The sequence below is a fragment of the Kitasatospora sp. NPDC004745 genome (assembly GCF_042873275.1).
Classification (GTDB): Bacteria; Actinomycetota; Actinomycetes; order Streptomycetales; family Streptomycetaceae; genus Kitasatospora.
Genome location: NZ_JBIALK010000009.1, coordinates 1 through 20,127 on the forward strand (window position 1 = coordinate 1; position 20,127 = coordinate 20,127).

Genomic DNA, 20,127 nt, shown 5'->3' on the forward strand with positions numbered 1-20,127 from the left:
GTTGACTTTTGGCACGCTGTTGAGTTCTCAAGGAACGGACACTTCCTTCGGTCTGCCTTCCAGCAGGCCCTCCGGGCGCTTCGTTCTTTCGTGTTTCCAGCTTATCAGATGTTTTCCGCTCCGTTTTCCGGGGCTTCGTCATCCAACTCGCCGGTGTCTTCCGGGGTTTGACGCCCCGTCCGACGTTTCAAACTCTAGCCGATCCCCGCTCCGAAAAGCGAATCCGACCGCAATCCGATAAAACGAGCACGCCGAATACGCACCGAGCCGCGACAAAGCGCGACCCAGCCCGAGCCGGGAAGTGGTGTTTCGAAGGATTGGCCGCCCCGGGACCGTCCGCGCCGATGCGTGTCCGGTGCTCCCTGCCGAGCGACTAGAGAACACTACCCCTGTTCGGCGCCGCGGGCAAACCACTGCCGGTGACCGTCCGGGTGCAGCGCGGGCGCCCCGTCTTCACGTACTCGCCGTTGGGGTGGTCGTTGCCGGTGACCCAGTCGCGGGCGGTGGCCTCGTCGCGCCCGATGTCCCGGTGGCGGCGGAGCAGACGTTCCTCGCGCAGGGCGTCGTCGGTGTCGACGTACCAGAGCTCGCGCAGCAGGCGGCGGGCCTCCGGCCACGGGTTGTCGGTGGAGGCGAGGTAGTTGCCCTCGGTGATGACGAGGCGGGTGTGCGGGCGGACGACGTGCCGGGCGGCGACGGGTTCGTCGAGGGTGCGGTCGAAGTCGGGGACGTAGACGTCCCGGAAGCGGTCCCCGGCGATGCGGTGCAGCAGGGCGACGTAGCCGTGGGCGTCGAAGGTCTCCGGCGCGCCCTTGCGGTGCGTCAGGCCGAGGCGCCGCAGTTGGGCGCCGGAGAGGTGGAAGCCGTCGAGCGGGACGTACGCGGCGCTGCCGGGGCCTTCGACGCGTTCGACCTCGGCGACCAGGTGCCGGGCCAGCGTGGACTTGCCGGCCGCGGGCGGGCCGACGAGCCCGAGGATCGTCCGGGCGTTGCTGCCCGGGCCCCGCAGGAGGCCGAGGGCGAGGGCGGTGAGGCTGTCCCCGTTCACACTCATGCGCGCACCCTACTCACCCCGGCTCACCGGGTCACCGCCTCGCGGTCCGCCTCAGGCCCGGCCGGCGAGCGCGGGAACGGCCATGGTCAGCGTGCCGGCGTCGGCGTCCAGGACGGCGGGGACTCCGAGCGGCACGGTCAGCGAGGACGGGCAGTGGCCGAATCCGAGTTCCCACAGGACGGGGACGCCGAGCGGGCCGAGCCGGTCGAGCATGACGGAGCGGACCCGGTCCGGTCGGCCGCAGCCCTCCCAGGAGCCGAGCGCGATGCCGGCGACGCCGTCGAGCGCGCCGGAGCGCAGGAACTGGGTGAGGATCCGGTCGAGCTGGTAGGGGTGCTCGTTGACGTCCTCCAGGATCAGGATGGTGCCGGCGAAGGACGGCCGCGCTCCCGGGGTGCCGCGTTCCGCCGCCAGCACGTGCGTGCAGCCGCCGGCGGTGACGCCCCGGGCCACGCCCGGGACGAGGGCGGTGGCGGTGGCGGAGGTGAGCAGCGTGGTCGAGTCGGGTTCGAAGAGGGTGCGGCGCAGGTGTTCGGCGGTCGGTCCGTCGGTCACGAAGGCGGAGCCGGAGGCCAGCGGACCGTAGAGGGTGGCGAGCCCGAGGCGCTGGGCGAAGGCCTCGTGCAGCGAGGAGACGTCGCTGAAGCCGATGAACGCCTTGGGCGGGACGCGGCGCATGGCGTCCCAGTCGAGCAGGTCGACCATGCGGTGGACGCCGTAGCCGCCGCGGGCGCACATGACGGCGTCGACGGTGGGGTCGAGCCAGGCCTGCTGGAGGTCGGCGGCGCGGTCGGCGTCGGCGCCGGCGAGGTACCCGAGGGAGGGGTGGGTGTCGAGGACGTGCGGGGCGACCGTCACCCGCAGCCCCCAGGAGCGCAGGATCCCGGCCCCGGCGGCGAGCCGCTCGGGGTCGATCGGCCCGCTGGGGGCGACCACGGCGACGTGGTCCCCGGGGCGCAGGTGGGGCGGTCGGGTCAGCCCTCGTGCGGGCGAGGTCGGCTGCTGGTCCATGACCGGAATCCTTCCAGGGGCGCGGGGCGACGCGGTCGGCGGGGTGATGCGGCCTCAGTTCCGGCCGGGTCCGCCGGAACTGGTATGCCCCGTCCGCGTCACACCGATCCCATCACCGACCTGACCTCGGCGAGGGTGGCGTCGGCGATTGCGTTGGCGCGCTCGGCGCCGTCCCGCAGGACCCGGCGCAGGTGGGCGCGGTCGGCGGCGAGTTCGGCGCGGCGGGCCCGGAGCGGGCGGAGGTACTCGTTGACGGAGTCGGTGACGGTGCCCTTGAGGGCGGCGGCTCCGCCGTCGCCGATCTCGGCGGCGATCTCCTCGGGTGCGCGGTCCTGGCAGAGGGCGGCGAGCAGGACGAGGCCGGAGACCTCGGGGCGTGCGGCCGGGTCGTAGGAGATCCGCCGGTCGGCGTCGGTCCTGGCGGCCCGGACGATGCGGGCGGTCTCGTCCTCGGTGGCGCCGAGGGCGACGGAGTTGCCGCGGCTCTTGCTCATCTTGCCGCCGTCGGTGCCGAGCAGCAGCGGGGCGTCGGAGAGCAGCGCCCGGGGCTGGGGGAAGACGGGTTCGCCGCCGCTGTGCGGGTAGCGCTCGTTGAAGCGCCGGGCGACGGTGCGGGCGACCTCGAGGTGCGGCAGCTGGTCCTGGCCGACCGGCACGAGGTTCGCCTTGCAGAAGAGGATGTCGGCGGCCTGGTGGACCGGGTAGGTGAACATCAGCCCGTTGACGGCGGACTGGCGGGAGTGGGCGATCTCCTCCTTGACGGTGGGGTTGCGGTTGAGTTCGGCGACGCTGACCAGGCTGAGGAAGGGGAGCAGCAGCTGGTTGAGGGCGGGGACGGCGCTGTGCGCGAAGATCGTGGCGCGGTCCGGGTCGAGGCCGGCCGCGAGGTAGTCGAGGACGAGGTCCTCGGTGTGCTCGGCGAGCCGGTCGGCGACGTCCCGGTCGGTGATGACCTGGTAGTCGGCGACCACGACGAACATCTCGACGCCCTGTTCCTGGAGCCGGACGCGGTTGCGCAGGGTGCCGAAGTAGTGGCCGAGGTGGAGCGGGCCGGTGGGGCGGTCGCCGGTGAGGACCCGGTCGGTGCCCGGGTCGGCGGTGAAGGTCGCGGTGGTGGCGGCGCCGGCGGGGCCGGTCGCGGTCGCGGTGGTGGTCATCGGGTTTCTCCTCGGTGCGGCGGTGGTGGCGGCCGTCCGGGGGCGGGAGCCCGTCCCGTGGGGAAACACGACAGGGCCGTCCGATCCGGACGGCCCTGGGTCAGGTGTGAGGGGTGGCCGTCCTAGGACGGCCACCAGCTCAGGCCCGCGTGAAGCTTCATGTGCTCGAGGATAGCGCCGACGGTCCGCCGGCGTGGCCGGTCGGTCGATCCGGCGATCGACCGCCGGCCACCGGCGCCCGGCGCCCGTTTCAGTCCTCGACGACCAGCGCGGGGGTGTCCCGGCGCAGCGTCTCGCCGCGGAAGAACTCCGGCCGGACCAGGCCGTAGCCGGTCATCAGCGCCGCGCCGAGCAGCAGGATGCCGACGCCGATGACGAACACCGAGCCGATGCCGAGGACGGCTCCGCTGCCGTACTCCGGGTCCCAGGCGTCGGTGAGGGTCTGCAGGAAGACCCCGCTCAGCAGCACGCCGCCGAGCAGTGGGGCGACGCCCTTGAGGAAGAGGTCGCGCGGGCCGTTGCGCAGCGAGCGGCGGAAGTACCAGACGCAGGCGAATGCGGTCAGCGCGTAGTAGAAGCAGATCATCAGACCGAGCGCCAGGATGGTGTCCTCGACCACGTCCTCGCTGATCAGGCTCATGCCGACGTAGAAGACGGCGGTGGCGGCGCCGGCCGCGGCGGTGGCGTAGCCGGGGGTGCGGAAGCGCGGGTGGACGGCGCCGAAGCGCGGCGGCACGGCGCGGTAGGCGCTCATCGCGAGCAGCGTGCGGGCCACCGGGATGAAGGTGGTCTGCAGGCTGGCGGCGGCGCTCGCGACCACGGCCAGGAAGAGCAGGACGCTCCAGGGCGACCCGAGCACCGGGCGGGCGAGCGCGGCGAAGACGTTGTCGGAGGTCTCCGGATTGCCCAGGCCCGGGCCGGTGGAGCCGACGCCCGCGAACATCTGGGCGGCGATCGCCACCAGCAGGTAGGAGCCGACCAGGGTGACCATGGAGGTCATCGCCGCACGGCCCGGCGTCCTGGAGCTGCCGAGGGTCTCCTCGTTCATGGTGAGGCAGGTGTCCCAGCCCCAGTACATGAAGATCGACAGGGACAGGCCGGCGGTGAAGGCGCTGAAGGAGCCGACCTCCAGTGGGTTGAGCCAGGAGGCCGAGAAGCCGATCGAGTCGGGGAGCTCGCCCGCGGCGGCCTTGCCGATGGCGATGACCGAGAAGAGCACCAGCACGGCGAGCTGGAGCCCGACCAGGCCGTACTGGAACCACCGGGTGGCCGTCATCCCCCGGTAGCTCATCGCGGTGGCGCCGCCGATCAGCAGGACCACGGTGAGCAGGTGGACGGCCTGGTTCTGGTCGAGGTCGGCGACCCGGCTGCTGCCGGTCATCTCGCCGAGCATCAGGTAGAGGAAGTCGGTGGCGACCCCGGCCAGGTTGGAGAGCACGATGATCGTCGCGACGGTCAGGCCCCAGCCGGCCATCCAGCCGACCCGGGGGCCGAAGGCCTTGACCGTCCAGGTGAAGGACGTGCCGCAGTCCGGGAAGTCCTTGTTCAGCTCCTTGTAGGCGAACGCGACGAGCAGCATCGGCAGGAAACCGGCCAGGAACACCGCGGGCATCTGGACGCCGACCGCGGTGACGGTCGGCCCGAGCGTCGCGGTCAGGCAGTAGACCGGGGCGACCGTCGAGACGCCCAGGACCACGCTGCTCAACAGGCCCACCGAGTTGCCCGACAGGCCCTTGTCCCCCGCTCCCCCCGCCGGCCCCCGGTCGGGGACTCCACCACTGGCACCACTGACCGGGGTGCCCTGCGGAGCGCCGGGCGCCATTGCCCGGCCGCTGCTTCCGTGCTCTGAGAGCTGCTGATCACGCACCAGCGCACTCTAGTGCGGATGCAGAAGGTTGAGCAGACCAACTCTTGGTGATTTTATGCACGTACGTTGAGATTTGGCGCGCGTAGTAGGTTTGCCTAACCTAACCTCGATCTCGAAGGAGCGTCGCGTGGCCCCCACCTCCGGCGACCCCACCTCCGGCGACCCTGCACCCGGCGACCCGGCCCGCGTCGGCCCCGCCCCGGTCGGCCCCCGCACCCCGTCCCGCCGCCGGTTCCTGTCCACCGCCGTCGCCGGCGGAGCGGTGCTCGGCCTCGGCGGACTCCTCACCGCCTGCGGCGGACCCGGCGGCAGCGGCGGCCCCGGCGCCTCCGGGGGGTCGACCCCGGGCACCGGCGGCTCCTCGCCCGACCAGAAGTCGGTGAAGCAGGGCGGCGACGACTACGCCACCGTGATCGAGAAGATGAAGGGCTTCGGCACCGACGCCGCCCCCGGCGTCTACCCGCGCACCGTCCGGCACGCGATGGGCGAGACCGTCGTCCCCGCCCGGCCCACCCGGGTGGTCGTTCTGGACACCGGCGAGCTCGACAACGTCGTCTCGCTCGGCATCCAGCCGGTCGGCGTCGTCCACACCGACGGTTCCAAGTCGCTGCCCTCCTACCTCAGGGACAGGGCCGGCGCCCCCGCCGCGGTCGGCACCATCAACAGCCTCAACCTGGAGGCGATCGCCGCGCTCAAGCCCGACCTGATCCTCGGCAGCCGGCTGCGCGCCCAGGACCAGTACGCGCAGCTGTCCAAGATCGCGCCGACCGTCTTCTCCCTGCGCCCGGGCTACCCCTGGAAGCAGAACTTCCGGCTCAACGCCAGCCCCTTCGGTCTGGAGGCGGAGGCCGGTGCGCAGCTCGACGCCTACCAGGCGGCCGCCACCGCGGTCGGCGCCGGACTCGACGGCAAGCGGCCGACCGTCACCCCGCTGCGCTTCATGCCGGGCCGCACGCGGCTGTACGCCGGGCTGTCCTTCATCGGCACCGTCCTCGCCGACGTGCCGCTGCCGCAGCCCCCGATCGAACAGGTCGAGGAACTCGCGGTGGAGGTCAGCCCGGAGCAGATCGACAAGGCCCACGCCGACTGGATCTTCTACGGCGTCTACGGCACCCCCACCGCCACCAACCAGGACACGGTGCTCGGCGGCGCGCTCTGGAAGACCCTCGGTGCGGTCAAGTCCGGTCAGGCCCGACCGGTTTCGGACGAGACCTGGTTCCTGGGGCTCGGCGTCCTGGCGGCGAACGCGGTGCTCAGCGACCTCAAGGGGTTCGTCGCGCCCGGCACTTGAGCCGACACACCGGGTAGGGGCGGGCCCGGTCCGCGCGCACGACCGCGGAAATGACGCTTGGAGCTGATCGCGCGGTGCGGGAGGATCGTCGGGACCGTCCGCCGAAGGGCCCGTGCCGATGACCTCGCTCCACCCCACCGCAACCGATCCGACGCCGCCCGGCCCGCCCGCGGACGGCGCCGGAACGCCGGCACCGCACGCCGGGCGCTGCGCCGTCACGACGGCCGCCGAGGCCGGCCCGGCCGGCGCCCCGGGGGCCTCCCCCAGCGGCCCGGCCGGCGACCCGCGCCACCCCGGCGGCGCGCGCCCCGACTCGGTGCCCCGGCCCCGCGGCTCGCAGGACGCCCTGCCGGACGGCCGCCCCGCCGACGAGGACGCCGCGACGGACGATCCGACCACGTCACGGCTGCGGGCGGCGCTCGCCGAACGGCTGCGGGCCGCGCACGCGCAGGGGCGCTCGGTCTCCGAACTGGCGGCCGCGTGCCGTCGGCCGGTCGCGGAGGTGCGGGCCCTGCTCGGCGGGGACGGCGCGGGCCGGGCCGCGGAGTCCGACGGCGTCGGCCGGGGGCGCCCCGCGGGCGGCTCGGGCGGCGTGGACGGCGTGGACGGCGTGGACGGTCCGGACGGTCCGGACGGTCTGGTCCGTGCCGCGGGCGGCCCCGGCGGTCGGGACCGGACGGACGGTGTGCACGGCGGCCTCGGCGCGGCCGACCCGGGGAGCGCGGCGGTCCCCGCGGGTCCGGAGCGCGCGAGCGGCACCGGAACCACCGGGTACACCCGGTTCCCCCTCACGACCGGCCCGACGGCGGACGAGACCGACGTGCCCGTCCTACGGGCCGCCCGCGAGGACCTGCGGGGCTTCGGGTCGCGGCGGCCCTCCCCGTCGCGCCGGCTGCGGCGGATGCACCCGGAGAGCGCCCCGGCCGGACCGGCCGCCGTCGGCCCGGCCGAACCGGCGGCCCCGGCCGGCCTCCAGGACGGGGACGGACGGGTGGTCCTGCCCCGTACGGGTGAACCCGCCGACGCCGGCCGGACCGTGGAGCAGTGGCCGGCCGCCGACCCCGGGGCGACGCGCGGCGAGACCCCGCTGGGCATCCTGATCAGTGGCAGCCCCCTCCAACCCGAGGCCGTCGGTCGCCCCGAGGAGCGGGCTCCGGTCCGGGTGGCGGCCGACACCGTCCGGCTCGGCCGCGGCACCAGCCTCGTCGTGCTGCCGTCCTGGCGGCCCGCCATCGCCGTCTCGGTGCCGACCGACCGGCTGCTGGCCGCCACCGGGCTCACCTTCGAGCAACTGGCCGGCGCGCAGCTGACGGTGCTGATGAACCCCGCCGCGCTGCACGACCGGGAGTTGGACCTGCACGGCTGGGAGGCCGGACCGGGCGGGCGGGCCCGGCGCGGCGGGCGGCCGTAGGGCCGAGGAGCCGTCGAGCCGCGGGCCGACGGGCCGACGGGACGCCCGCACGGGAGCCCGGCGGGCGGCGGGTGATGTGCGGCGGGGTCGTGCGTGGCGGATCGCGGCCGGCCCTCGGTGGCTGAGCGTCAGCGGGCGGTCGTCAGCATGCGGCCGTCAGCATCCGGGCGTCGTCAGCGGACGTCCGGGGCGTTCGGCACGTAGCCGAGGTCGACGGGCACCGGGGGCCGACCGTCCACCGCCCAGCCCGAACGGACGGCGTCCAACAGCTCCGGCAGCCGGGGCGGCCAGAGCGCGTCGGCGTTCTCGTCGGCCAGGTCGGCCGGGGTCCACCAGCGCCAGTCCAGGATCCGGTCCTCGGCGTGCACGGCGCTGACGTCGCCGACCGGCCCGCGGTGCGGACCGGTGGTCAGGTAGATGTGCTCGTGCTGGCGGACCGGGGTGCCGTGCCAGGTGAAGTCGTGCTCCCAGGTGCAGAGCAACGGGCCGGGTTCGAGGTCGGTCCAGCCGGTCTCCTCCCAGAGCTCGCGCCGCGCGCCGGTCCACGGGCTCTCGCCGGTGTCCAGTCCGCCGCCGGGCATCGTCCAGTGCACGCCCACCTCGTCGTTGTCCGAACGCAGCAGGAAGACCGAACCTCCCTCGTCCAGGACGACGGTGCGGGCGGCCTGTCGGGGAACGCGCTTGCGGGATCGCAGCAGATTTCGCATCGGATCACTCTGGCAGCGCAGCCCCGGGCCGTCGAGCCGAATTCACCGGAGTGAAAGCCGCCGACACGGGCCCGACTTCGGCCGTACCCTGACGGCCATGCCCGTACCCGCGATCCTCCTCCCCGCCGACCCGCTCAACCCGCGCCGACCCGACCCGCACTTCGCCTGGGAGGCGCGGCTGTTGCGGGAGTCGGGCGGCGAGCACCACCTGGTCGACCACGACGCGCTGCTCGCCGGACGGGCCGAGGAGGCCGTCCTACGGGTGCCGCGCGGCAGCGGCCCGCTCTGGTACCGGGGCTGGATGCTGCCCTCGGCCCGCTACGCCGAGTTCTCCGCCGCGCTCACCGCACGCGGCGGACACCTGCTGACCAGCGCGGCCGGCTACGCGACGGCCCACGAACTGCCCGGCTGGTACGGCGTGTTCGAGGGGGCGACCCCGCCCAGTACGTGGATCCCGACCGCCGGGGCGGCGCCAGCGGCGGAGGAGCTGGCGGCCGCGGCGGCCCGGCTCGGCGGCAGCGGGCCGGCGATCGTCAAGGACTACGTGAAGTCCCGCAAGCACGAGTGGCACGAGGCCTGCTACGTCCCGGAGTTGGCCGACCTGGCGGCCGTCGGCCGGGTGGTGGCCCGGTTCGTCGAGCTGCAGGGCGAGTTCCTGGCCGGCGGGGTGGTGCTGCGGCGGTTCGAGCGGTTCGCCGGCCTCCCGGACGCCGGGCGCGGGGTCGGCGGCCCCGGGGCGGCCGCGCCGGGCGGTGCCGGAACGGGGGCCGACGGAACCGGCGATGGCGCCCACGGCCTGGGCGACGGGGCCGGCCGGGCCGCGGAGGCGCGGGTGTGGTGGCTGGACGGCGAGCCCGTCCTGGTCGGACCGCACCCCGACGGGCCCCGCCACACCGTCGAACCCGACCTCGACGGCGTCCAGGCGCTGGTCCGGACGCTCGGCTGCCGCTTCGTCACCACCGACCTCGCCTACCGGGCCGACGGCTCCGGCTGGCGGGTGGTCGAGGTCGGGGACGGGCAGGTGAGCGAGCTTCCGCACGGCATCGACGCCTCGGGCCTGTTGACCTCGCTGATCGCCGCCTGACGCCGGGGCGGCCGTCGCCCTTCGCAGGCACCGCCGCTCCGAACGCCCCGGCCGGGGGCCGCCCGGTCGGGGAGGGTGGCCGGACGGGGAGGGTGGCCGGAGTCCGGTCGGACTCCGGCCCACGCTGCCCCGGGCGACCCGGCCCGGGGACCTACCCGGCCGGGACGGCCTCGGCCACCGGGTGGCCGTCGGCGATGAAGGCCTCCCACAGCCGGGCGTAGGTGCCGCCCCTGGCCAGCAGTTCGGCGTGGGTCCCGTCCTCGACCACCCGGCCGTGGTCCAGCACGACGACCCGGTCGGCGCGCTCGGCGGCGGTCAGCCGGTGGGCGATCACCAGGGTGGTGCGGCCGCCGCTGAGCCGGTCGGCGGCGTGGTTGACCACCGCCTCGGTGGCCAGGTCCAGGGCCGCGGTCGCCTCGTCCAGCAGGAGGATGTCCGGGTCCACCAGTTCGGCTCTCGCCAGCGCGATCAGCTGGCGCTGGCCCGCCGAGAGGTTGCGCCCGCGGCCCGCGACCTCGTGGTCGTAGCCGCCGGACAGCTTGAGGATCATGTCGTGCGCGCCGACCGCCCGGGCCGCCGTCTCCACCTCGGCCGGCGAGGCCTGCGGCCGGCCGTACGCGATGGCCTCGCGCACCGTGCCGGCGAACAGGTACGCCTCCTGCGGCACCACGCCGAGCCGGTGCCGGTACTGCGCCAGGTCGTAGCGGGTGAGGTCGACCCCGTCGACCCGGACGGTGCCGGCCGTCGCGTCGTAGAACCGGGCGACCAGCTTCACCAGCGTCGACTTCCCGGCGCCGGTCTCACCCACCAGCGCCACCGTCTGCCCGGCCGGGATGTGCAGGTCCACACCGGTCAGCACGTCCGGCGCGCCGTCCGCCCCGCCGTTGTAGGCGAAGCTGACGCCCTCGAAGGAGATCTCCCCGCGCAGCCCCTCGGGGACCGGGACCGGGTCGGCGGACTGCACGGTGGTGGTCGGGGTGCGCAGCAGCTCCCGGATCCGGCCGAGCCCCACCGAGGCCTGCTGGTAGCCGTCGAACACCTGGGACAGCTGGTTGACCGGCGCGAAGAACAGGTCGATGTACAGCAGGTACGCGACCAGCGCGCCGACCGTCAGCGTCCCGGCGTCGACCCGGGCGGCGCCCACGATCAGCACCAGCGCGGCGGCCACGCTGGAGAGGAACTGGACGAACGGGAAGTACAGCGAGATGTAGAGCTGCGCACGGACCCGGGCCTCGCGGTAGGCCTCCCCCCGGGCGACGAAGCGGTCGGTGTTGGCGTCCAGGCGGCGGAAGGCCTGGACGATCCGCATGCCGGCCACGTTCTCCTGCAGGTCGGCGTTGACGGTGCTGATGAGGTCCCGGGAGAGCTCGTACTGGTCCTTGGACTTCTTGCGGAACACCAGCGTGGCGATCACCAGCAGCGGCAGCACCGCGAAGACCACCAGGGCCAGGCCGGCGTCGATGATCAGCAGCGCGGCGAAGATCCCGGCGAAGGTGAGCAGGCTGACCACGGCGGTGACGACGCCGGTCTGCAGGAACGAGGTCAGCGAGTCCAGGTCGGTGGTCATCCGGGTCATGATCCGACCGGACAGCTCGCGCTCGTAGTAGTCCAGGCCGAGCCGGTTCAGGTGGGCGAAGATCTTGAGCCGGAGCGAGTAGAGCACCCGCTCGCCGGTCCGTCCGCTGACCCGGTTCTCGGCGCTCTGCACCAGCCAGTCCAGCAGCACCACGACGAGCGCGGCGAGCGCGGCGACGGCGACCCCGGACATCAGGGCCTTGCTGACGCCCTGGTCGATGCCGTGCCGGATCAGCACCGGCAGCACCAGGGCCGCGCCGGCGTCCAGCGCGACGAGCAGCAGGGCGAGGGCCAGCGGGGCCCGGAAGGGGCGCAGCATCCGGCGGAGGGTGAAGTCCGGGTCGCCGGCCTCGGCCTCGGACCGGGGGATGGCCGGGGTGTCGGTGGCCGGCGGGAGCGCGGCGACCGTGGCCAGCAGGTCGGGGTTGGCGGTGCGGGCCGCCTTGACCAGGGCGGGGGTGGGGAGGGCGGGGACCGCCGGTTCGCGCTCCGGCGCGGCGGTCTGGCCTGCCGTCCGCCCGGGGGACCCGTCGAGGGCCTGGCCGGTGGCCTGGTCAGGGGCGTGGTCGGGGGCCCGGTCCGCGGTCGGGTCCGTCGCGTCGTCGGGAGCCTGCTGCCCGGAATGCTGCTCGGCGTGCTGCCCGGCGTGCTGTTCGGACGGCTGCCCGGGTGCGGGCTCCGCCTGCGGCCGCCGGGAGGCGCGGCCCGCCTCGTGGTCGGTGATCAGCGCCCGGTACTGGGGACATCGGGCGTCGAGCTCCTCGTGCGTGCCGATGTCCAGGAGCCGGCCGTGGTCCAGGACGGCGATCCGGTCGGCGAGCTGGAGCGTCGACCGCCGGTGCGCGATCAGCAGCGTCGTGCGGCCGGTCATCACCGAGCGCAGCGCGTCGTGGATCTCGGCCTCGATCTGCGGGTCCACCGCCGAGGTGGCGTCGTCCAGCAGCAGGATCCGAGGGTCGGTGAGGATCGCCCGGGCCAGTGCGATGCGCTGGCGCTGGCCGCCGGAGAGGGTCAGACCCTGCTCGCCGACCCTGGTCTCGTAACCGTCCGGCAGCGCGCGGACGAACTCGTCGGCCTGGGCGGCGCGCGCGGCCGCGACGACCTGCTCGTCGGTGGCGTCCGGGCGGCCGTAGGCGATGTTGGTGCGGACCGACTCGGAGAAGAGGAAGCTCTCCTCGGGGACGATCCCGACCGCCGCACGGACCGAGTCCAGGGTGAGGTCGCGCAGGTCGTGCCCGTAGATCCGGACGGCGCCGGCCGCCGGGTCGTAGAAGCGGGGCACCAGCTGCGCCACCGTCGACTTGCCGGAGCCCGAGGCGCCGACCAGTGCGAGGGTCTCGCCCGGGGCCAGCCGCAGGCTGAGGCCGTGCAGCACGGGGGCGGGGTGCTCCGGGTCGTAGCGGAACTCGACCTGGTCGAACTCCAGGGCGACGTCCGGCGTGCGGGGGCCGGCGGAGCCGGCCGGGGAACCGGAGGTGACGGCGGCGTCGGGCGAGGCCTCTGCGGCCCCGCCGTCCCGGCCGGAACGGGTGAGGTCGAGGGTCAGCGCGTCCGGGCGCTCCTGCACCAGCGGACGGTCGTCGATCAGCTGCAGCACGCGCTCCACGCCGGCCCTGGCCTGCTGGCCGATCGTGATGACCGCGGTGAGCATCCGCACCGGACCGGTCATCTGCGCGACGTAGGCCGAGAAGGCGACGAAGGTGCCGAGCGAGACCCGGCCGTCGACGGCCAGCCAGCCGCCGAAGGCCAGCACCGCGACCTGCGCGAGCGCCGGGATCGCCTGCATCGCCGGGTTGTAGCGGGCGTTGAGCCGGATCGACCGGAGGCGGGCGGCGAACAGGTTGCGGGACGCCAGCTCCAGTTTGTCGAGCTCCTGGGCCTCCTGGCCGAAGCCCTTGACCACCCGGACGCCGCCGATGGCGCCGTCCACCACGCCCGCCACGGCCGCCGCCTCCTGCTGGGCGGCCCAGGTGGCGGGGAACAGCCGCTTGCGGCTGAGGGAGGAGACCCACCACAGCGCGGGCGCCATCACCAGGGCGATCAGGGTGAGCGGCGGGGAGAGCCAGACCATCACGGCCAGCGACATGACGAACATCAGCAGGTAGCCGGTCATCATCGGCAGCATCGAGAGCAGGCCGTTGATCAGCTGGAGGTCCGAGGTCGCGCGCCCGATGACCTGGCCGGTGTCCAGGCGGTCCTGGCGGTGGCCGTCGAGTCGGCCGAGCGAGCGGAAGAGGTCGCTGCGCATGTCGTGCTGGACGTCGAGGGCGAGCTGACCGCCGTAGTAGCGACGGACCTGGGTGCAGCCGAAGACCACGACCGCGGCGAGCAGCAGCACCAGGGCCCAGGGGGCCAGCGAGCGGGTGTGCGTGGTGATGACGTCGTCGATGATCAGCTTGGTGACCAGCGGCACCAGCGAGGTGACGGCCATGCCCACCAGCGAGGCGCCGAACGCGAGCAGCACGCTCCGGCGGGAGTGCCAGCAGTAGCCGACCAGCCGGCGCAGCCAGCCGGTCGTCTCCGGGCTCCCGCCGCCCTGCGGGGCCGCGGCGTTCTGCGGGGCCTGGGCGTTCTGCGGGCCCCGACCGGTCTGCGGGCCGGCGCCGGTGTCCTGCCGGCCGGCGCCGGGAACCGGTGGGCCGCTCGGGGACTGCTCCACCGTGGATCCGTGAGTCTCAGGCATATTTAGGGATGCTAACCATTTCGTCGGGTGGCCGCCACGGCGTTCTCCCACCGGGGTGGGGTGGGAGTGGGCCGGGACGGCCCGGATCGTCCGGTCCGGCGGTCTGGCAAACAGCCCGCGCCCTGCGGTGATTCCCGATCGGACCCGCACGGCACGCCGCCCCCGCCTGCCTCCAGGGTCGCGGACGGCCCGGCGGACGCCCAGCGGCCGCGGGCCGGTGGGCGCCGTCCTTTGGACCTAGGACCCGGGCCGGGGGTGCCGGGCGGGGCCGGGGCACGGATCAGGGGCGCGGACCAGGGGTGCGGGTCGGGGTCCGCGGGGCGTGCCGGTGCCGGCCTCAGGCGTCCGGAGCCGCGTCCGGAGCCGCGTCGGCCGCGACGGAGCCGGCCGCCGCGGCGAAGGCGCCGTGGGCCAGGGCGTGCAGCAGGGCGGCCATGCCGTCGCGCTGGAGGCCGACCCGCTCGCCCTGGGCCGGGTTCGGGGCGAGGCTGTGCGGGGTCGAGTTGATCAGTCCGAAGACGGCGTGGACGGCGGCCCGGGCCACCGGCTCGGCGCTCGGGCCCGCCAGCTGCGGATACGCCTGCCGGACCACGTCCACCCAGAGCTCGACGTAGCCGCGCTGGAGGCGGCGGACGCTGCGCCGGTCCTCCTCCTTGAGGTTCAGCAGCTCGCGGTCGTGCAGGGTGATCAGGTCGCGGTCGTCGAGGGCGAACTCGACGTGGCCGCCGATCAGGGCGTCGAGTGCGGCGGCCGGACCGTCACCGCCCCCGGCCCGGCGGCGCCCCTCCTCCAGCAGGCGCTCACTGATGCCGATCAGCAGGTCGGCCAGCATCGCGTCCTTCCCGGCGAAGTGGCGGTAGAGCCCGGGGCCGCTGATGCCGACCGCCTTGCCGATCTCGTCCACGCCCACTCCGAGGAAGCCCCGGGCGGCGAACAGCCGCGCGGCCTCCCGGCGGATCTGGTCGCGGCGTGGGAGCGCGGAGGCTGCGGGGACGTTCGGCATGCTGCCCATCGTAGACAGTCGGGTTATCGGCCGTTAACCTGGGCGCGTAAGTTAACGTTAATTAACGTGTGACTCATGGGCGTACCGCACCCGGCCGCCCACCAGGCGCCGAGGGCAAGGGAGCTCTTGGGAATGGTCATCTCCACCGCCGGCACACCCGCCGGAGTCCAGCTCAGCGCGGCGAACGGCACCGCGGCGCCGTCCGCCGCACCGCCGGGGGCCGCGGCCCCCGCACCCCGGCTCGGCACCTCCGCCGACCCGGGCTCCGCGGCCTACCTGGCCAACACCGAGGCGCACCGGGCCCTCGTCGCCGAGCTGCGCGACAAGCTCGACACGGCCGCCCTCGGCGGCGGCGCCAAGGCCCGCGCCCGGCACACCTCCCGGGGCAAGCTCCTCCCCCGCGACCGGGTGGACACCCTGCTCGACCCGGCCTCGCCCTTCCTGGAGCTGGCCCCGCTGGCCGCCGACGGCATGTACGACGGGGCGGCGCCCGCGGCCGGGGTGATCGCCGGCATCGGCCGGGTCGCCGGACGCGAGGTGGTGGTGGTCGCCAACGACGCCACGGTCAAGGGCGGCACCTACTACCCGATGACGGTGAAGAAGCACCTGCGCGCCCAGGAGGTCGCGCTGGAGAACCGGCTGCCCTGCGTCTACCTGGTGGACTCGGGCGGCGCCTTCCTCCCCATGCAGGACGAGGTCTTCCCGGACCGCGACCACTTCGGCCGGATCTTCTACAACCAGGCCCGGCTCTCCGCCGCGGGCATCCCGCAGATCGCCGCCGTGCTCGGCTCCTGCACGGCCGGCGGCGCGTACGTCCCGGCGATGAGCGACCAGGCCGTGATCGTCCGCAACCAGGGCACCATCTTCCTGGGCGGGCCCCCGCTGGTGAAGGCCGCCACCGGCGAGGTGGTCACCGCCGAGGAGCTGGGCGGCGGCGAGCTCCACTCCCGCACCTCCGGCGTCACGGACCACCTCGCCGAGGACGACGCCCACGCGCTCTCCATCGTCCGCACGATCGTGGCCGGGCTCGGCCCGCGCTCGGCCGCGCCGTGGCCGCTCGCCCCCGTCGAGCCGCCGACCGTCGACCCGGCCGGGCTGTACGGGGCCGTCCCGGTCGACCCGCGCACCCCCTACGACGTGCGCGAGGTGATCGCCCGCCTGGTCGACGGCAGCCGGTTCGCCGAGTTCAAGGCCGAGTACGGATCGACCCTGGTCACCGGCTTCGCCCGGATCCACGGCCACCCCGTCGGCATCGTCGCCAACAACGGCGTGCTGTTCTCCGAGTCGGCCGTCAAGGGCGCCCACTTCATCGAGCTGTGCGACCAGCGCGGCATCCCCCTCCTCTTCCTGCAGAACATCACCGGGTTCATGGTCGGCCGGCAGTACGAGGCGGGCGGCATCGCCAAGCACGGCGCCAAGATGGTCAACGCCGTCGCCTGCACCCGCGTCCCGAAGCTGACGGTGGTGATCGGCGGCTCGTACGGAGCCGGCAACTACTCGATGTGCGGACGGGCCTACTCACCCCGCTTCCTGTGGATGTGGCCGGGCGCCAAGATCTCCGTGATGGGCGGCGAGCAGGCGGCGTCCGTCCTCGCCACCGTCCGCCGCGACCAGCTGGAGGCGCACGGCGAGCAGTGGCCGACCGAGGCGGAGGAGGAGTTCAAGCGCCCCGTCCGCGAGCAGTACGAGCGCCAGGGCAGCGCCTACTACGCCACCGCCCGGCTCTGGGACGACGGCGTGATCGACCCGATGGACACCCGCACCGTCGTCGGCCTCGCGCTCACCGCCTGCGCCAACGCCCCGCTCCCGCAGCCCGGCCCGTACGGCGTCTTCCGGATGTGACCCCGCCCCCGCGGGCTCCGACCCCTCCCGTCCGACCGTGACCCCGCTTCCGCGGGCGTGACCGGGCGGTGCCGACGCACCGCCCGGGCCGGGGCGCCCGCCCCGCCCGCCACCCCCTCTTCGTACGGCCCCCTCGACCCGGAGGAACGCCTCCCATGTTCGACACAGTTCTGGTCGCCAACCGCGGTGAGATCGCCCTCCGGGTGATCCGCACCCTGCGGCGGCTCGGCGTGCGCTCGGTCGCCGTGTTCAGCGACGCCGACGCCGACGCCCCGCACGTCCGCGAGGCGGACGTCGCGGTGCGGCTCGGCCCCGCCGACCGCAGCGACAGCTCCGCGGCCGAGACCTACCTGCGCACCGACCAGATCCTCGCCGCCGCCCGCCGCACCGGCGCCCAGGCCGTCCACCCCGGCTACGGCTTCCTCGCCGAGAACGCCGGCTTCGCCCGCGCCTGCGCCGACGCCGGCCTCGTCTTCATCGGACCTCCTCCCGGTGCGGTGGAACTGATGGGCGACAAGATCAACGCCAAGGAGGCCGTCCGCGCCGCCGGCGTCCCGGTGGTCCCCGGCAGCGAGGCCACCGCGCCCACCGACGACGAGCTCGTCGCCGCCGCCGACGGGATCGGCTACCCCGTCCTGCTCAAGCCGTCCGCCGGCGGCGGCGGCAAGGGCATGCGCCTGGTGCGGGACCCCGCCGACCTGCCCACCGAGATCGCCGCCGCCCGCCGCGTCGCCCGGACGGCCTTCGGTGACGACACCCTGCTGCTGGAGCGCTGGGTCGACCGGCCGCGCCACATCGAGGTGCAGGTGCTGGCCGACGCCCACGGCACCACCGTCCACCTCGGCGAGCGCGAGTGCAGCCTCCAGCGCCGCCACCAGAAGCTGATCGAAGAGGCTCCCTCCGTCCTGCTCAACGCCGAGACGCGTGCCGCGATGGGCGCTGCGGCCGTCCGCGCCGCGGAGTCCTGCGGCTACACCGGGGCCGGCACCGTGGAGTTCATCGTCCCCGGCATCGACCCGGCCGACCCCGCCTCCGCCGCCACCGACGGGGTGCGGGACTTCTTCTTCATGGAGATGAACACCCGTCTCCAGGTGGAACACCCCGTCACCGAGCTCGCCGTCGCCGTCGGCGAGGACGCGGCCCGACTCGACCTGGTCGAGTGGCAGCTGCGGATCGCCGCCGGAGAGCGGCTCTCCTTCGGTCAGTCCGACGTCTCCTTCCTGGGCCACGCCATCGAGGCCCGGATCTGCGCCGAGGACCCGGAGCGGGACTTCCTGCCCACCGGCGGCCGCATCCTCGTCCTGGACGAGCCCCGCGGCGAGGGCGTCCGCGTCGACTCCGGGGTCGCCCCCGGATCCGTCGTCACCAGCGCCTACGACCCCATGCTCGCCAAGGTCATCGCGTACGGGCCCGACCGCCCGACCGCGCTGCGCCGGCTGCGCGCCGCGCTGGCCGACACCCGGATCCTGGGCGTCACCACCAACACGGGCTTCCTGCGCCGACTGCTCGCCCACCCCGACGTCGCCGCCGGCCGACTGGACACCGGACTGGTGGAGCAGACGGCCCGGCAGCAGCCCGGACTGCTCGCCTCGCCGTACTCGCCGGCGAACGCGGCCGACCCCGGGCACCCGGCCGAGGAGGCCGGCACCGGCGACGGCACGGGGGCGACCGGCCCGCTCCCCTCCGGCGCTCCGACATCCGCCCACCTCCTCTACTACGCGGCCGCGCTGGCGCGGCACCTCGACCTCACCCCCGCCGCCGACCCCGGCGGCTGGACCGACCCGTTCTCCCTCCCCTCCGGCTGGCGCCTGGGCGGCACCCCCGCCTGGACCACCCACCGACTCCGCACCCCCGGCCAGGACCCGGTGTCGGTGTGCATCCGTCCGATCACTGCGGGCAACGTAGCCGATGCCACTGACAATCCCGCCGAGGTCACCCGCGAGGTGGAGCTCCGGCTCGACGCCGGCCCCGTCCACCGCGCCCGCGCGACCCTGACCGGCGACCGGCTGCACCTGACCGTCGACGGCCTGCGGACCGCGTTCGCGCTGGCCGTCGACGCCTCCCCCGGCCTCGCCGCCGGTCCGGTGACCTGGCTCGGTGCGGAGGGCGACGCCTGGCCGCTGCACCCGCACGACCCGGTCGCCGAGAACGCCGCCGGGGCCGCCGCCCACCACGGCGCCCTGACCGCCCCGATGCCCGGGACCGTCACCGTCGTCAAGACCACGGCGGGCGAGACGGTCCGCAAGGGCCAGCCCCTGCTCGTGCTGGAGGCCATGAAGATGGAACACGTGATCGCCGCCCCGCACGACGGCGTGGTGGCCGACCTTCGGGTCGCCGCCGGCGCCACCGTCGCGATGGAGGACCTGCTGGTCGTGGTCGCCCCGGCCGAGGACCACGCCGACGGCCGGGACGCCGGCGGGCAGGCCGCCCCCGCGCCCGCCGGGGTGCGGTCGTGACCGCCCCCGGCCGCGAGCCCGACGCGCTCGACCTGGGGCTGCCCGACCCCGTCCGCGCCCCCGGCCTGCCCGAGGAGGTCCGGATCCACGAGGTCGGACCGCGCGACGGACTGCAGAACGAGGGCACCCTGGTGCCCGTCGAGGTCAAGGCGGAGTTCATCGCCCGGCTCGCGGCCGCCGGGCTGCGCACCGTCGAGGCCACCAGCTTCGTGCACCCGAAGTGGGTGCCGCAGCTGGCCGACGCCGAGGAGCTGGTGCCCCGGCTGGCCGGCCTGCCCGGGCGCCACCCCGGCCTGCGGCTGCCCGTCCTGGTGCCCAACGAGCGCGGGCTGGACCGCGCGCTCGCCCACCACGCCGCCGACATCGCCGTGTTCGCCAGCGCCACCGAGACCTTCGCCCGCCGCAACCTCAACCGCTCGGCGGACGAGGCCATGGCGATGTTCCGCCCCGTCGTGGCACGGGCCGCCGAGGCCGGCGTGGCCGTCCGCGGCTACCTCTCGATGTGCTTCGGCGACCCGTGGGAGGGCCCCGTCCCGGTCGACCAGGTGGTCCGCTTCGGGGTGCAGCTGCTGGAGATGGGCTGCGCCGAGCTGAGCCTCGGCGACACCATCGGCGTGGCCACCCCGGGGCAGGTCGGCGCCCTGCTGGCCGGCTTCGCCCGCGCCGGGGTGCCGGTCGGGCGGCTCGCCGTGCACTTCCACGACACCTACGGCCAGGCCCTCAGCAACACCCTGGCGGCACTGCGCGAGGGCGTCACCACGGTGGACGCCTCGGCCGGCGGACTGGGCGGCTGCCCGTACGCCAAGAGCGCCACCGGCAACCTGGCCACCGAGGACCTGGTGTGGATGCTGCACGGGCTCGGCGTCCGGACCGGCGTCGACCTGCGCGCGCTGGTCGCCACCAGCGGCTGGATGGCCGAGCGGCTCGGCCGGCCCAGCCCCTCCCGCACCGTCCAGGCGCTGCTCGGCGCCGCCCGGGGCTGACCC

At 74.8% G+C, this 20,127-nt stretch carries 13 protein-coding genes; 6 read left to right on the forward strand and 7 right to left on the reverse strand.

Annotated features, from left to right (window positions below; genetic code table 11):
- Positions 1-373: 373 nt before the first annotated feature.
- The 4 genes from ACFYUY_RS17235 to ACFYUY_RS17250 form a co-directional block, all read right to left on the reverse strand.
- Positions 374-1,054: a nucleoside/nucleotide kinase family protein gene (locus tag ACFYUY_RS17235; RefSeq protein WP_360209239.1), complete on the reverse strand. Its 681-nt coding sequence runs from the start codon at positions 1,052-1,054 to the stop codon at positions 374-376.
- A gap of 51 nt (positions 1,055-1,105) precedes the next feature.
- Positions 1,106-2,065 carry an LD-carboxypeptidase gene (locus tag ACFYUY_RS17240; protein ID WP_387901329.1) on the reverse strand — a complete coding sequence of 320 codons (960 nt, stop codon included), beginning with the start codon at positions 2,063-2,065 and terminating at the stop codon, positions 1,106-1,108.
- A 98-nt stretch (positions 2,066-2,163) separates the two neighbouring features.
- A complete protein-coding gene (trpS, locus tag ACFYUY_RS17245; protein WP_387901331.1) occupies positions 2,164-3,222 on the reverse strand; it encodes a tryptophan--tRNA ligase in 1,059 nt (352 codons plus the stop codon).
- A gap of 250 nt (positions 3,223-3,472) precedes the next feature.
- Positions 3,473-5,044, reverse strand: coding sequence for an APC family permease (locus tag ACFYUY_RS17250; RefSeq protein ID WP_387901588.1), 1,572 nt, complete (start codon positions 5,042-5,044; stop codon positions 3,473-3,475).
- A gap of 280 nt (positions 5,045-5,324) precedes the next feature.
- Between ACFYUY_RS17250 and ACFYUY_RS17255 the strand changes: the two genes are divergently transcribed.
- Together ACFYUY_RS17255 and ACFYUY_RS17260 are read left to right on the forward strand one after the other, a co-directional pair.
- On the forward strand, positions 5,325-6,380 hold the full coding sequence (locus tag ACFYUY_RS17255; RefSeq protein ID WP_387901591.1) for an ABC transporter substrate-binding protein: 1,056 nt from the start codon (positions 5,325-5,327) through the stop codon (positions 6,378-6,380).
- 118 nt (positions 6,381-6,498) lie between these two features.
- Positions 6,499-7,791 carry a hypothetical protein gene (locus ACFYUY_RS17260; RefSeq protein WP_387901333.1) on the forward strand — a complete coding sequence of 431 codons (1,293 nt, stop codon included), beginning with the start codon at positions 6,499-6,501 and terminating at the stop codon, positions 7,789-7,791.
- A gap of 173 nt (positions 7,792-7,964) precedes the next feature.
- Here ACFYUY_RS17260 and ACFYUY_RS17265 read toward each other — a convergent pair whose 3' ends face one another.
- Positions 7,965-8,498, reverse strand: a complete 534-nt coding sequence (locus tag ACFYUY_RS17265) for an NUDIX domain-containing protein (protein ID WP_360209251.1) — start codon at positions 8,496-8,498, stop codon at positions 7,965-7,967.
- Positions 8,499-8,595: 97 nt separating this feature from the next.
- On the opposite strand from ACFYUY_RS17265, the gene ACFYUY_RS17270 reads away from it, so the two are divergent.
- A complete protein-coding gene (locus ACFYUY_RS17270) occupies positions 8,596-9,582 on the forward strand; it encodes an ATP-grasp domain-containing protein (RefSeq protein WP_387901336.1) in 987 nt (328 codons plus the stop codon).
- Positions 9,583-9,733: 151 nt separating this feature from the next.
- Here ACFYUY_RS17270 and ACFYUY_RS17275 read toward each other — a convergent pair whose 3' ends face one another.
- Positions 9,734-13,840 (reverse strand): ABC transporter transmembrane domain-containing protein, encoded by a 4,107-nt coding sequence (locus tag ACFYUY_RS17275; RefSeq protein ID WP_387901339.1) that lies wholly within the window; start codon positions 13,838-13,840, stop codon positions 9,734-9,736.
- 337 nt (positions 13,841-14,177) lie between these two features.
- Positions 14,178-14,843, reverse strand: a complete 666-nt coding sequence (locus ACFYUY_RS17280; protein WP_360209258.1) for a TetR/AcrR family transcriptional regulator — start codon at positions 14,841-14,843, stop codon at positions 14,178-14,180.
- Between the two features lie 132 nt (positions 14,844-14,975).
- Between ACFYUY_RS17280 and ACFYUY_RS17285 the strand changes: the two genes are divergently transcribed.
- From ACFYUY_RS17285 to ACFYUY_RS17295, 3 genes are all read left to right on the forward strand, one after another.
- Entirely contained in the window at positions 14,976-16,685 is a 1,710-nt protein-coding gene (locus ACFYUY_RS17285) for a carboxyl transferase domain-containing protein (protein WP_360209261.1), read from the forward strand.
- A 155-nt stretch (positions 16,686-16,840) separates the two neighbouring features.
- Positions 16,841-19,141: a biotin carboxylase N-terminal domain-containing protein gene (locus ACFYUY_RS17290; RefSeq protein WP_360209263.1), complete on the forward strand. Its 2,301-nt coding sequence runs from the start codon at positions 16,841-16,843 to the stop codon at positions 19,139-19,141.
- Entirely contained in the window at positions 19,138-20,124 is a 987-nt protein-coding gene (locus tag ACFYUY_RS17295; RefSeq protein WP_360209266.1) for a hydroxymethylglutaryl-CoA lyase, read from the forward strand. The genes ACFYUY_RS17290 and ACFYUY_RS17295 overlap by 4 nt, the downstream gene beginning before the upstream one ends.
- Positions 20,125-20,127: the final 3 nt, after the last annotated feature.